This is a genomic window from Chryseobacterium oleae, assembly GCF_900115055.1.
Taxonomy (GTDB): Bacteria; Bacteroidota; Bacteroidia; order Flavobacteriales; family Weeksellaceae; genus Chryseobacterium; species Chryseobacterium oleae.
In genome coordinates this window covers 864,831-878,580 of the sequence record NZ_FOVD01000001.1, presented here as the reverse complement: position 1 = coordinate 878,580, position 13,750 = coordinate 864,831, and the positions used below count along the sequence as shown (strand labels likewise).

The window sequence follows — 13,750 nt, the reverse complement described above, 5'->3', positions numbered from 1 at the left end:
CCAGCAACCAAAATGCCCCGCATCCAGAAACTCATAACTCATAATTTATAACTCATCACTTTTCTACCTCCATCCTGTAACATTAAATAGACTTAATCTTCGCAATTGACATAAGATTTTTTATCTTTGGAACATGAATTGGGAGAACATCGCCGGACAGGAAAATCTGAAAAAACTTCTTAAGGAAAGTATCACCGAAAACAGAGTGAGCCATGCACAGCTTTTTTTAGGAAAAGAGGGCTATGGAACTTTTCCAATGGTTTTAGCCTATGCTAAGGAGATCTTTAGCAGAGAAAATGAGCACGCAGCCTCAAAAGTGGAGCATTTGAACCATCTGGATCTGCACTTCAGTTTCCCCGTTTTTACCGATAACAAAAATTCGTTAAGCAAAAATAAATTCGAAGACTTCAGGGAAATGATCATGGCTTCTCCCTATGCAAGCTATGACGACTGGACGGCTTTTCTGGAATCCGAAAATAAGCAGCTTTTTATTTCTGCTGATGAAATAGACGACCAGAACCAGAAGTTTGCCCTGAAAAGTTTTGAAGGCGGAACCAAAATTCTCATCGTGTGGCGAGCCGATAAAATGAATGTTGCTGCAGCCAATAAATTTCTGAAGTTTTTAGAAGAACCGCCTGCAAAGACCCTTATTCTTCTGACCGCTGAAACGGCCAACGATATTCTTCCGACTATTCTTTCCAGAACACAGATCGTGGAAGTTCCGAGGCTCAATGATGAGGATCTGGAAAATTATCTTAAAAAGAATGCTTCAGTTTCTGCTGAAAAGATAAGAGAGATTGTTCACGAAGCGCAGGGAGACCTTAATGATGCTCTGAAAATTTTAAATTCCGGACACAAAAGCGACGAATTTGAAAAACTTTTCATCCAATGGGTGCGTGATGCATTTATGGTAAAAAAGAAGCCTCAGTTCCTTAAAAGTATCATATTCTGGGCCAGAGAAATTGCAGGATGGAACAGGGAAAAACAGAAAAATTTCCTGAACTACTGCTCTGAGATCTTCAGGCTTGCCCTTCTTCAGAACTACCAGTCTGAAAATCTGGTCTATAAAAAGATAGATGCAGACGGCTTCAACTGGGCAGGCTTCTCGAAATTTATAAGCGGCGCCAATATTGAAAATATTCTAGAGGAAATCAATACCGCAGATCTTCACCTGACGAGAAACGGAAATCCTAAAATTGTCTGGACAGATCTGGGGATCAAATTATCACGCTACATCCACAAAAATTCGTAGAAAATTCTCTACTTAATCTGAATTCAGTTGCCAGTTACTGGTTGCTGGTTTATTCGTTGCTAGTAATTAAGCCAACGAATATTGTCTGAAGTCTGGTATCTGAAATCTGACGTCTAAAAATCTTGATTCTTTACTCTTTACTCTAAAAAATTCACTATTGACATACCTTATCAACATTACACTTGCTCCCAAAAGCAAGGCACTTACTAAGAAAACACTTACACTTATTTATTCATAGTAAAGGGATATATTTTGTTTTAATAGCTTCATGGAACTATTAAAGAAGTTTCGGAATCCAAACTAAAACCATTAAAACAAGATATATTATGAAAAGAACAAGACTCCTTTTAGGTCTGTTATTGTCAACAGCAGCGCTCTCAGTTTCTGCCCAGAATGTATGGACAGGAACTTCAACACCTACCACCACTACAGGAAATGTCGGAATTGGAAATGCATCACCCCTTGCCAGATTGGATATAAACAGTGGTTCGGCAATATCAGCCTTGAAAATAAATCATGTATATAAAATGTTTGGGACTAACACCCCCAATATTGTGGAAATATACAATCAGGTTGGAAATATACTCCCGCCTGTAGATCCGGTAATGATCAACTGGCTGAGCTATGGCGGTGTTTTCGGACTTCGGTCTCTGTCCAATACAGCTAATGAAAGCAGGATGATGTACAATGACAATCTGGGTAACCTGAAATCTTCAAATCTTACCATGTATTCAAGTCCTACATTTGGAAATGGGACAAGTATTAACTCTATACGAGGCGTAGCCTATTTAAGTTTTCTGAATGGTGGTAACGGCAGTGCCTCCGGGTTTGGTACAGTTTCAGGCGGTGCCAATGGAATTTATATGGCCAGATTGGGTGTGGGGGTTGATGCATCATCTACTTATGACGTGGATGTTTTTTATGGATCAGTCAGAGCGCAGGCATTTGTTTTAAGTTCAGATAAAAAATTAAAGGATAATATTATGCCTTTAAAAGATATTTCCTCCAGGTTGCTTAATATCAAACCTTACTCTTATACTTTTAAGTCTAAGGAAGGAAATACAGACAAAAGAGCAGATAATGATCAACTGCACTTCGGTTTTATAGCTCAGGAAGTAGAAAAAGAATTCCCGAACCTGGTTACGATTGATGAAAAAGGAAACTATGCCCTTAATTATATTGAATTCATACCTCTATTGCTGAATGAACTTAAAGAGCAGAAAAGCGAAATCAAAGATCTCAAAGAAAGAATGGCTGCATTGGAAGCAAAGATCAACGGAGTTTCTGAAACAAAGAAAATGATATTGGACAAACCGGGTTCTTCTTCATTTTCACTGGAGCAGAACGTTCCGAATCCTTTTAACCAGGAAACGGTCATCCGGTTTAATGCTGCCGGAGAAAATGTATCCATTCTGGTATATGATATGGGTGGGAGACAGCTGCAATCTATTCCTGTAAAAAGAGGTGAAAAGCAGATTAGTATTTCAGCCCGTACACTTACGCCAGGAACGTATCTTTACGGTCTTCAGGCAGACGGAAAATTAATTGATTCCAAAAAAATGATTGTTACCCAATAAAGATCCTGTTTTCAAAACAGAAGATCCGGCATATCAGCCGGATTTTTTTATGGAGTCATCAGAATAATCTGTGTTCTCAATCTGTTTTCGGGTAAATTAAGTTACCAGAATAGACTCATTCTGAAAGAAATATAAGCAATCTTCACAAAGTATCCAAATTAGTTAGGTTCTAACTGTATTAATTTTCAGCGATTTATATTAGCTAATATTAAAAGAACATTAAAAAACCAATCAATCGTTTGATTTTATGAAAATCTTGTGTACATTTGCACCCTGAAAAATAGAATAACTATGGTTTCAAAAGAAGAAAATATCTTATTTGCCGCTGAAAAGCTTTTTGCTGAAAAAGGCTTTGAAGGAACTTCCACCAGGGAAATCTCCAAGGCAGCAAATGTAAATATCTCTATGATTTCTTACTATTTCGGATCCAAGGAAAAACTGTACGAGAAATTGGTGGAATACAGAATGAATGAGGGGCAGTTCTTCGCCAAAGATATTCTGGAAAGAACGGATATCAACGATTGGCAGAAGATAGAGAAAGTTGTGGATCAGTTTTCCGGAAGAGTGAGACATCACAAATGCTTTTACAGAATTATGCAGCGGGAGCAGCTTTATACACAAAATCCTCAGATTGTGGAGTTTCTTAAACAAACCAAGATGGGCTTTATCTCCATGTATTCGCAGGTTTTGGAAAGCGGGCTTAAAAAAGGAATTTTTACCAAAAATCCTCCTATCTATTTACTTCATGCCACAGTAAGCGGAACTTTATTTTACGCATCCAATGCTAAGGAAATGTACAAAGAGTTCCTGAACGATACGGACGACGATGAAGTATTTGAAGAAAAATATTACACAGAACTTAATAAACATATAAAATATTTACTAAAAGACCTTTTAGGTTATGAAGAGAATAAATAACTCGGTGTTCGCATTATCCCTGTTTATGGGAATTGCAGCCATTAATGCTCAGGAGAAAAAACAGCTCACTCTCGACGAAGCCGTGCAGCTGGGAATCCAGAACAGTAAAAACCTTAAGATCGATGCCGCCAAAATCGAAGAAGCTACGGCAGATCTTTTGGAAGCCAAAAACAGACAGCTTCCGGAACTGAAAGTGTCGGGAAGTTATATGTACCTTCCTATCAAACCCAATCTTGATCTGAAGATTGGTGGTGGTTCAGGAGCAGCAGGATCAAGTCCGGATGTACACCAGGTAGCGTACGGAACGGTTAATTTAAGTGTTCCGATCTACAGCGGCGGAAGAATTAAATACGGGATCCAGTCTGCGAAATATCTGGTGGAAGCTTCAAAACTGAGCACTGAGAATGATAAAATAGCGATTGCTTACAATGTGGCTCAGGCTTACAATAATTTATTTAAAGCTAATCAGTCCATTAAAGTTTTAGAAGAAAACCTTACCGCTTCTCAAAAAAGGGATGAGACTTTTCTTAAACTGGAAAACAACGGAGTCATCGCAAGAAACGACCGTTTGAAAGCCAATCTTCAGACTTCAAATATCGAGCTGCAACTGTTGGAAGCCAAAAACAACTACAATATTGCCAATATCAATATGGATCTGTTATTAGGGATTCCTGAAACTACAGAAATTGATGTGGACCAGAATTATATCGATGAAGGTTCGGAAGTAAAAGCCGTTGATTATTACGTCAATGAAGCCAGAGAAAACCGTAAAGACTTACAGGCTTTGGCTCAGCAGAGAAAAGCGGCAGAACTTGGTTCAAAATCGGCAAAAGCTGAAAACCTTCCTTCAATAGCATTTACAGGAGGATATGTAGCGGCAGACGTTCCTAAAGTTCTTACGGTATACAATGCTGTTAATGTTGGGATAGGAATTTCTTATAATTTATCCAATATCTGGAAAGAAAATTCTTCATTGAGACAGTCTCAGGCAAGAGAAAAGCAGTTGGCTGCAACGGATGAATTATTGAATGATAATATTAAGCTTGACGTGAACAGAGAATATCAGAATACAGATTACTCCAAAAAGAGAATCTCAGTTTATGAAAAAGCTGCTGAACAGGCTAATGAAAATTACAGAATTACAAAAAATAAATATGACAACGGTTTGGCAACCATGACCGAACTTTTGGACGCGGATGCCGCTCAGATTGCAGCCAATGTAGGAGTGATCAATGCAAAAGCAGATGCAGCACTGGCTTACAGAAAACTATTACAAACTACAGGAACTTTAACATTTAAATAAAGATTAAGACCAAAAATGGAAAATAATAATACACCGGTAATTGAACCTAAAAAGAAAAAAAGTTTAGTTTTCCCGATCATTTTAGCAGTTGTTGTTGTGGTAGGAGGGATTTACGGATACAGAACTTATTCTTACGGACAGATTCACGAAGAAACGGATGATGCTCAGATTGCTTCCAACATGAGCCCTGTGATTTCTAAAGTTTCAGGATATGTAACGCAGGTAAAAGTAAAAGATAATCAGTTTGTAAAGAAAGGGGATACTTTGGTGATACTGGACAACAGAGACCAGAAAATGGCTTTGGTACAGGCTGAAGCAGCATTAACGACTGCAAAAAGCAATATTTCAAACGCACAGGCTACGACTACAGCAACATCTAAAAGCATCAATACTTCAGAAGCAGCTGTAACAACGGCTAATGCTCAGATAGAAGCAGCAAAAGTAAACGTCTGGAAAACCAATCAGGATCTTAAAAGATATTCAGTACTGGTAAAAGATCACTCGATTACTGAACAGCAATATGAGCAGGCTTTGGCCGCAAAACAATCTGCAGACAGACAATTGCAGGTTTTGGTAGATCAGAGAAACCAGATCGCTCAGCAAACGAATGTAGCGTCTTCTCAGACCGCTGCAAGTTCTCAGCAGATCAGCGTGGCAGGTTCAGTGGCTAAGCAGAGAGAAGTAGACGTGGAAAATGCAAGACTGAATCTTTCTTACACCATTATCCTGGCTCCGGAAGACGGATTTGTAGGAAAAGTTCCTATCCAGGCAGGACAGTATTTACAGGCGGGATCTCAGTTATTCAGCTTAGTGAAAAACGACCAGAAATGGGTAGTGGCCAACTTTAAAGAAACTCAGGTTGATAAAATGGTAGAAGGTCAGAAAGTGAAAATCGAGATCGATGCTTTCCCGGATACAGAATTTGACGGAGTGGTAAGTTCATTCTCTCCGGCTACAGGTTCTACCTTCTCTATTCTTCCTCCGGATAACGCGAGTGGTAACTTCGTGAAAGTAGTACAAAGACTTCCTGTAAAGATCGACTTCGTAAAACTGGACCCGAATGTTGCTAAGAAGCTAAGAACGGGAATGAACGTGAAAGCAGAGGTTTCGCTTAAATAATATTAAAACTGTGAAATAAGTGAATTGTCAATTTTGCTGATGCAAGTCAGTTGCTGAGGATAACATGAGATTGAAAATTGACAAACGAAGTTGATTAACCATTGACAATTCACCTTTTTTACATCGTAAAAAACTATGCAAGATTCATTAGTAGAATACGGAGCCCGAAGAGTGATCATTACGATCACAGCTATTCTTTGTGCTTTGCTGGAAATTGTGGATTCCACGATTGTGAACGTTGCCCTGAACGAGATGAAAGGTAACCTGGGATCTACCCTTTCCGAAGTAGGTTGGGTAATTACAGCTTACGCCATTGGTAACGTGATTATCGTACCCATGACAAGCTGGCTTTCTCAACAGTTCGGACGACGAAATTACTTTGCAGCTTCTATTATCATTTTTACCGTATTCTCTTTTTTATGCGGTAATGCAGATAATATCTGGGAACTGGTATTTTTCAGACTCTGTCAGGGGATTGGAGGTGGAGCCTTACTGGTAACCTCACAGACCATCATTACAGAATCCTATCCTGTTGAAAAAAGAAGTATGGCTCAGGCTATTTATGGTCTGGGAGTAATTATTGGTCCTACATTGGGGCCACCATTAGGAGGATATATCGTAGATAATTTCAGCTGGCCTTATATTTTCTATATCAATATTCCTATCGGGATTGCGGCCACTTTAATGACTTTACAATTTATAAAGAGCCCGAAATATGCTGAGAGACGAAAAGCGTCAGATGTAGACTGGTTAGGAATCGCTTTATTGGCTGTTACGGTTGGTTCATTACAGTACATCTTAGAAAGAGGGCATGAAGAAGACTGGTTTGCGAGTGGATGGATTGTCCTGTTTACCGTATCAGCAGTTTTAGGATTTATATTATTCCTCTGGAGGGAACTTACTTTCAAGTATCCGATTGTAGAGCTGCGGGTTTTGAAAAACAGTAATTTAAGGATTGGAACCGTGATGTCCTTTGTATTAGGATTTGGTTTATATGGTTCTACGTTTATCGTTCCGTTGTATACCCAGAGTATTTTAGGGTGGACGGCCTTAGAATCCGGAGCATTAATGATTCCAGCGGCATTAACAACCGCTTTCATGATGCCTATTATTGGTAGGTTACTTTCAAAAGGAGTAAAACAGCAGATCTTGGTATCTCTGGGATTATTTACCTTCTTCGTTTACAGTTTCTGGGGATATAAAATTCTGACTCCGGACACCGGTAAAGATGCATTCTTCTGGATGTTAATGGTAAGAGGAGCCGGATTAGGATTATTATTTATTCCGATCACTTCATTATCATTAAGTACGTTGAAAGGTCAGGAAATTGGCCAGGGAGCAGCATTTACAGGGATGATGAGACAGTTGGGAGGATCTTTCGGGATCGCAGCGATCACAACATTTATAGCCAATGCCAGCCAGAAGTACAGAGTGAATCTGATTTCTCATTTAGACTCCAATGATTTTGATGTCCAGCAAAGATTGAATGGATTAAAAGCAAGCTTTATGGCAAAAGGGATGACTCCCGATGGTGCCATGAACGCCGCTTATAAAATGATGGATATGACGGTCACCAAGCAGGCAACGGTACTGTCATACATGGATGTCTTCCTTTATTTAGGAATTGCCTTCCTGATTTGTATTCCGTTCATCTTATTGGTAAAAGAACGAAAGAGCAAAGAAAAAATAGATTTAAGTGAAGCCATGCACTAGATCAGTTGAAATACAAAACCTCCGGAATTTCCGGAGGTTTTTTTATGGAATGTTGTATTCATATGATAACTTACGCTTTTTAAAACATTAAGATTAATGAAGAAAGTAAGGTTAGTTAAGAAAAATCATTGATTTTTTTAAGCCATATATCTTAAAGCGAAGCTCAACTTCATATTCTTGGCTCTTAATGGTTCAATTTTAAGTTTCTTACTTTACGCCCGCAGTCCATTCAATACCACTAATATCAATCAGCTTCACCGTATGAATATCTTCCTGTTTCACAGAAATATCATGGAGATTGACTGTCAGATCAGCCTTTGAGCCCAGTGGAATAATAAGAGAGTGCTTTCCGGGTTTTACTTTCGCTACATAATGATTTTTAATATGTTCTTTAGGAAACTTTGAAAGATCGTTGAGGTCTAATGCCTTTAAAACAGTTCCGTTTTTATCCAGAAACTGAATTCCGATCAGAAAAGAACCGTACACATCTGCTCCCTGTGTCCTGTAAATTTCAAACGTTATCTCCGAAGCATTCAGTGAAACATTGGAAATTTCAACCTTCGGTTTTACCGATTTATTATGAAGTGTTCCCCAAACGCCACCATGGAAATATTGGTTTGTATACAGCGTAAGCCCGAAAATAAAAACAGATCCCGCCAGCACAATCGTTTTGGGTTTTGATAAAGGAAGGACACCGGAGCCCAGCCACAGAAACCATTTTTTGTGAGTGAAAGGTGTATTCTTTTTAATGAAATAATGATCCATTGAAAAAGGACCGCTTCCCGTAAGGAATAAAACAAATCCTCCGGCAATTCCCAAAACACCGATCTGCCATTCATCCAGACAGGTCGTTCCTATCCAGCCGGAACCGAGAAGAATTCCCAAGGCAAGCCCAAAAATCCCAATGCTCATTAATCGGGTAAATAATCCTAAAATAATGCACAGGCCTACCACAGCCTCAATAATGGTAAAGGTAATCATTGACGTTTCCAAAGCATCGGGGTGGGTAACCAGATATTCAATAATAGGTTTTATTCCCAAAGCATTAGGAAGAAAATGATTGAATTTTTCACCGATATATCCGGCTTCATCGGGAATGAGTTTGTTTTCGAGGACGAGTCTGCGCCAGAATGCTGAAAAATAAGTCCATCCGATCACAAGACGGAGTGATAATGTATAGAGTCCGGCCAGGTCATAAGACCGGCTGTTTGAAGTATGTTTCATTGAAATTGTATTGTATTAAAAGACGGTTTATAGAAAATCTGATTCGGATAACAATCTAAACCACATGTAATTTCAATCTTTTAAACAGGATGTATTTCGGCGGACTGTTTCCGGTTGTTGTTCCGGAATATTTTTTTTGAAAAACGGTATCCTCAGGAAAATCTGAACCTGAATTTGATGTAAATAGGGTGGTTTCTTTAGACCTGAAATCTGCCTTTGAAGCTGCCATTCTCCGGGAGGAAAGCTCAGTGGAGCTGTCACAATCAAAAGTAGGATTGGCGGTCGTTTTTACTTTATTTAAACCACTGATATACTGAACATCAAAAATGCCGAGAAGATCTCTTTTCACAGAACACGGCGATAATGAAAACACCAATATCAGCATCATGATGAGTGCTTTATAGTTTTTCATAGAAGTGCCTGTGGTTCGCATGTTTACAAAACTACATTTTATTTTAGATTTTCACCCATGAATTGTAAAAATTCGTTCTGCTGGTCAACGAAGAGATAATGGGAACAATTATCAATGATTTTAAAATGATTTTTTCCGGCGATCGTTTTCATATCATTAAGCTGCTTCTTGGAAAATATGCCATCGTCTTTTCCATACACTGCGAAAATTGGAATTCCACGTTTTTTTATCTCGTTCAGAACAGAAGTATTGTCAATGTTGTTCTGGGATTCATTTTTATAGAACTTCAACGGTGATTCCTGGTTTCTGAAATTATTGGCGTAAAATTCGCCCGCTTCATATGCCTGTCTCAATTGCTTACTTTCGGGAGTAGGAGAGGGCATGCTGAAGAAATTCATTTTGCTGGCCATTTCATAACATCTCTTTCTATAGGCTGCCGAGTTTTTACTTAAATTTTCAATTTCCGCAATCTCCTGAAGCTGTGAGGGATCATTTTTGAATTTCTCTTTAGCTTCTTTTAAAATATGATCATAGGTTTCCTGCTGTGAAAATAATGCGCCGGCTAGTGTCAGTGAACTTACTTTTTCAGGAAACTGTCTGGTGAATAGCGTTCCGATAATTCCTCCAAAACTATGGGCGAGGATATTGGCTTTTTTAAGATGGTATGTTGCATAGATCTGGTTGAGGTCTTCAAAGCTTTCTTTAAAAGTCATGGCCGCATGATCATCTTTAGACCTTCCTTCGCCGCGTCTGTCATAAACAATCACATAAAATCCTTTGTCTGCAAGCTTTTGAGCCGTAGTTCCTTCAAACAGAGTGGCATTTCCACTGGGTCCGCCGTGGATGAAAATAACAGGTGTATCTTTTGGACTGCCATAAGCTTTGGAATAGAGATTCTGGGCCTGAACAGCACTTGCAATCATGGAAAATAGAAGTAATAAAAGCTGTTTCATAGAGCCTTGTCTTTTTATTTTTGCCAAAAGTAACTATTTAACCTGAGTTCGAACAGGATATTTTCGTTTTTTAAAGAAAGAAAGATGAGATGCCGAAATATGGGTTTGAGAGAGTTTGAATTTTGGTTGCTAGTTCTGGTTTGAGCTGCTGGTTGCTAGTCATTAAGCTAATAAATGATTGTCTAATATCTTATGTCTGGTATCTGGCATTTCCCATTCACTTGCGGAGCAAAATTCACTATTGATATCCTTATTCCAGTTATCGTCTGATGTCTGAAATCTGATGTCTGGTATCTAAAAAAATATCTTAATCCAACTTCCAGCTATTTATTACTTTTCGTCAAAACAGCTACAACCAAACTCAGTTTGGTTACTTTTAAATCCTGAATTCTCAGGAATTTTGCAGTATAAAATTTACAATAATGCAAAAGACAATTTTTATTACAGGAGCTTCATCAGGTTTAGGAAAAACAACGGCAAAACTATTTCAGAGTAAGGGCTGGAATGTTATTGCAACGATGAGAAATCCGCAAACTGAGACCGAACTGACCCAACTGGAAAACGTGACGGTTCTGAAACTTGATGTCACCAATCCACAGGAGCTTAAAGAAACCATTGATTATATTCTTACTCATTATGAAATTGATGTCGTTCTAAACAATGCCGGATATGGATTAATAGGGCCGTTGGAAGCTTTCACTGATGAGCAGATTAAAATGCAGATTGAAACCAATCTGATGGGAGTAATCCGTATCACGAAAGGTTTTACTCCGTATTTCAGGGAGAAAAAGGATGGTGTTTTAATAAATATCACCTCAAGCTTTGGGTTGATAGGTTTTCCTACATGTTCCGTTTACAGTGCAACAAAATTTGCCGTGGATGGTTTTTCAGAATCTATGGGCTATGAATTGGCACAATTCGGAATTAAAGTGAAAATTGTAGCTCCCGGAGGAATACAGACTGATTTTGCGGGACGATCTTTGGATGGAGCTGCACATGAGGCTTACGGACAGTTGGTGGCAAAAGTCAGTGAAGGATACAGCCCTGAACAGATTTCAAATTATTCAAAACCGGAAGATATAGCCAGGGTTATTTACGAAGCAGCCACGGATGGAAAAGATCAGCTGAGGTATATTGCAGGAAAAGATGCCCATGCTTTATATGATGAGAGAGCTGAAACAGGCGCTGAAGCACAGGTACAGAGAATAAAATCAGATTTTGTATTTTAGAAACGGATAGATGAATAGTGAATTTTGCTTCGCAAGTGAATGGTGAATCCGCTGCGCTTGTGAATTTCATGCACGACATTTTTAGAATTGACGATTGACGATTGACTTGCGAAGCAAAATTGACATTTCCCTCCTCCTGACAAACAGTTGTCACAATCTCATCTTATATTTGTATTATGAAAACCAATCCATCTCCGGTTTATTTTCGTTCGCTGTCGGCTTTACATGAAGCGATGGGGATTTCTGCACCATTGCATCCCTTAATCAGTATTATTGATTATGGTGAGACTCGTTTTGATCCTGAAATTTTTGAAAACGGGACAAAATCAGATTTCTATAAAATTTCGTTTAAAACAAAATTCAACGGTAAAATCCGGTACGGACAGGGATATTATGACTTTGAAAATGGTGGAATGTCCTTCGTATCGCCAGGTCAGGTCCTTAGAATGGATAATGAAGAAGCTGACTACAGTGGGATGTCTTTGCACATTCATCCGGATTTTATCAGACCTTATTCACTGCTGAAGAAAATTAAGGAATATAGTTTTTTTTCCTATTCTGCAGCAGAAGCATTGTATCTTTCGGAAAAAGAGAAACAAACCATTAAGGATGTTTTCGACAACATTCAGAATGAGCTGAATGAGCGGATAGATCAGTTCAGCCAGGATGTTATTATTTCTCAGATAGAATTATTACTGACTTATAGCAACCGTTTTTACAACAGACAATTTATCACCAGGAAATCTGTGAACAATAATGTATTGTCTAAAATGGAAGAGCTTCTCAATGATTATTTCGATCATGAAAAAGGAATAAACGGACTTCCAACTGTAGAATATCTGGCATCACAGCTTAACCTTACCCCAAGATATTTAAGTGATATGCTTCGCCATCATACAGGACAGAATGCACAACAACATATTCATGATACACTGATAGAAAAAGCTAAAGAATATCTTTCTGAATCTCAGTTTTCGGTTTCAGAAACGGCTTACCAGCTGGGTTTTGAGCATCCGCAGTCGTTCAGTAAATTATTCAAAAAGAAAACAGAACTTACCCCTAACGAATACAAACAATCTTTAAAAAAAATAGAATAATGGATCAAAATAATCTCGACGAAATCATTAGACGTTCCCTCGGAATCAGAGAAAGCTATCATGAACTGGAACGCCAGCACCATGGAACCGAATGGACTTTGGAAGAGGATGCTCTGGCCTATCTTACCGATGCAGGATTGGTGGGCAGAGATATTATGTCTCACCAGAAAAGATGGCTTAAAAAAGATTCCGAAGCCGAATTGAAGCATAAATTAGGTGAAAATATCTGGTGGCTGATCGTTTTGGCAGACCGCACAGGAATTGATATTAAAGAAGCTTTAGACGAATTTTTAACCAAAACAGAAAAATTATTTTAATGAGTTATTGTTTAGCTATAGACGGAATGCAGCCCGAAAGCAGAAAAGAACTGCACAAAAACTACCACGATCATTATTACGGATTTCCGATTCATGATGACAACGAACTTTTTGGCAGGCTGATCCTGGAAATCAATCAGGCAGGTCTCAGCTGGGAAACCGTTTTAAAGAAAGAAGAAAGTTTTAGAAAAGCCTACAACAATTTCGATATCCAAACGATCGCTGCCTACACGGAAGAGGATAGGGAAAGACTGATGAACGACAGCGGAATCATCAGAAACCGCCTGAAAATAAATGCAGCCATTGAAAATGCTAAAACCATTATAGAACTGCAGAAGCAATTCGGATCTTTTGAAAAATGGCTGGAACATCATCACCCGAAAACCCTTCAGGAATGGATGAAGCTGTTCAAAAAGACCTTTAAATTCACCGGCGGAGAAATCGTAAATGAATTTTTAATGAGTACAGGATATCTGAAAGGAGCCCACGCCGAAACGTGCCCTGTTTATCATCATGTACTGGAACAGAAGCCACTTTGGATGGAGTAGATTTGTGTTTGAGAGTTTGAGAGTTTTAGTGTGGGAACGTTTGAGAGGAGATGGTATTTTTTTAAATCACCAAATCACCAAATCACCA

At 38.7% G+C, this 13,750-nt stretch carries 13 protein-coding genes; 10 read left to right on the top strand and 3 right to left on the bottom strand.

The window, feature by feature from the left end:
- The first annotated feature begins 133 nt into the window (after window positions 1–133).
- From BM143_RS03900 to BM143_RS03875, 6 genes are all read left to right on the top strand, one after another.
- Window positions 134–1,252 carry a DNA polymerase III subunit gene (locus BM143_RS03900; RefSeq protein WP_090023161.1) on the top strand — a complete coding sequence of 373 codons (1,119 nt, stop codon included), beginning with the start codon at window positions 134–136 and terminating at the stop codon, window positions 1,250–1,252.
- Window positions 1,253–1,578: 326 nt separating this feature from the next.
- The gene (locus BM143_RS03895) at window positions 1,579–2,829 is read left to right on the top strand and encodes a tail fiber domain-containing protein (RefSeq protein WP_090023159.1); all 1,251 of its coding nucleotides are present in this window, start codon (window positions 1,579–1,581) and stop codon (window positions 2,827–2,829) included.
- 291 nt (window positions 2,830–3,120) lie between these two features.
- Window positions 3,121–3,747, top strand: coding sequence for a TetR/AcrR family transcriptional regulator (locus tag BM143_RS03890; RefSeq protein WP_090023157.1), 627 nt, complete (start codon window positions 3,121–3,123; stop codon window positions 3,745–3,747).
- Window positions 3,731–5,050, top strand: a complete 1,320-nt coding sequence (locus BM143_RS03885) for a TolC family protein (protein WP_090023155.1) — start codon at window positions 3,731–3,733, stop codon at window positions 5,048–5,050. Before BM143_RS03890 ends, BM143_RS03885 begins: the two co-directional genes overlap by 17 nt.
- Before the next feature lie 15 nt (window positions 5,051–5,065).
- The gene (locus BM143_RS03880; RefSeq protein ID WP_090023153.1) at window positions 5,066–6,169 is read left to right on the top strand and encodes an HlyD family secretion protein; all 1,104 of its coding nucleotides are present in this window, start codon (window positions 5,066–5,068) and stop codon (window positions 6,167–6,169) included.
- Window positions 6,170–6,304: 135 nt separating this feature from the next.
- Window positions 6,305–7,882: a DHA2 family efflux MFS transporter permease subunit gene (locus BM143_RS03875; protein WP_034729026.1), complete on the top strand. Its 1,578-nt coding sequence runs from the start codon at window positions 6,305–6,307 to the stop codon at window positions 7,880–7,882.
- Between the two features lie 207 nt (window positions 7,883–8,089).
- On the opposite strand, the gene BM143_RS03870 is transcribed toward BM143_RS03875, so the two are convergent.
- Genes BM143_RS03870 through BM143_RS03860 form a run of 3 tightly spaced genes read right to left on the bottom strand, consistent with a single transcriptional unit; the run spans window position 8,090 to window position 10,471 of the window.
- On the bottom strand, window positions 8,090–9,106 hold the full coding sequence (locus BM143_RS03870) for a TQO small subunit DoxD (RefSeq protein WP_090023151.1): 1,017 nt from the start codon (window positions 9,104–9,106) through the stop codon (window positions 8,090–8,092).
- A gap of 55 nt (window positions 9,107–9,161) precedes the next feature.
- On the bottom strand, window positions 9,162–9,539 hold the full coding sequence (locus tag BM143_RS03865; protein WP_139221979.1) for a hypothetical protein: 378 nt from the start codon (window positions 9,537–9,539) through the stop codon (window positions 9,162–9,164).
- A gap of 17 nt (window positions 9,540–9,556) precedes the next feature.
- Window positions 9,557–10,471, bottom strand: a complete 915-nt coding sequence (locus BM143_RS03860; protein WP_090023146.1) for an alpha/beta hydrolase — start codon at window positions 10,469–10,471, stop codon at window positions 9,557–9,559.
- Window positions 10,472–10,893: 422 nt separating this feature from the next.
- Here BM143_RS03860 and BM143_RS03855 point away from each other — a divergent pair, with 422 nt between their 5' ends.
- The 4 genes from BM143_RS03855 to BM143_RS03840 all read left to right on the top strand — a co-directional run bounded on the left by BM143_RS03855 (window position 10,894) and on the right by BM143_RS03840 (window position 13,662).
- Window positions 10,894–11,700, top strand: coding sequence for an SDR family oxidoreductase (locus BM143_RS03855; RefSeq protein WP_090023144.1), 807 nt, complete (start codon window positions 10,894–10,896; stop codon window positions 11,698–11,700).
- 176 nt (window positions 11,701–11,876) lie between these two features.
- A complete protein-coding gene (locus BM143_RS03850) occupies window positions 11,877–12,797 on the top strand; it encodes a helix-turn-helix domain-containing protein (protein WP_090023142.1) in 921 nt (306 codons plus the stop codon).
- Window positions 12,797–13,114: a nucleoside triphosphate pyrophosphohydrolase family protein gene (locus tag BM143_RS03845; protein WP_090023140.1), complete on the top strand. Its 318-nt coding sequence runs from the start codon at window positions 12,797–12,799 to the stop codon at window positions 13,112–13,114. Before BM143_RS03850 ends, BM143_RS03845 begins: the two co-directional genes overlap by 1 nt.
- Window positions 13,114–13,662 carry a DNA-3-methyladenine glycosylase I gene (locus tag BM143_RS03840; RefSeq protein WP_090023138.1) on the top strand — a complete coding sequence of 183 codons (549 nt, stop codon included), beginning with the start codon at window positions 13,114–13,116 and terminating at the stop codon, window positions 13,660–13,662. Before BM143_RS03845 ends, BM143_RS03840 begins: the two co-directional genes overlap by 1 nt.
- The last annotated feature ends 88 nt before the right edge of the window (window positions 13,663–13,750 follow it).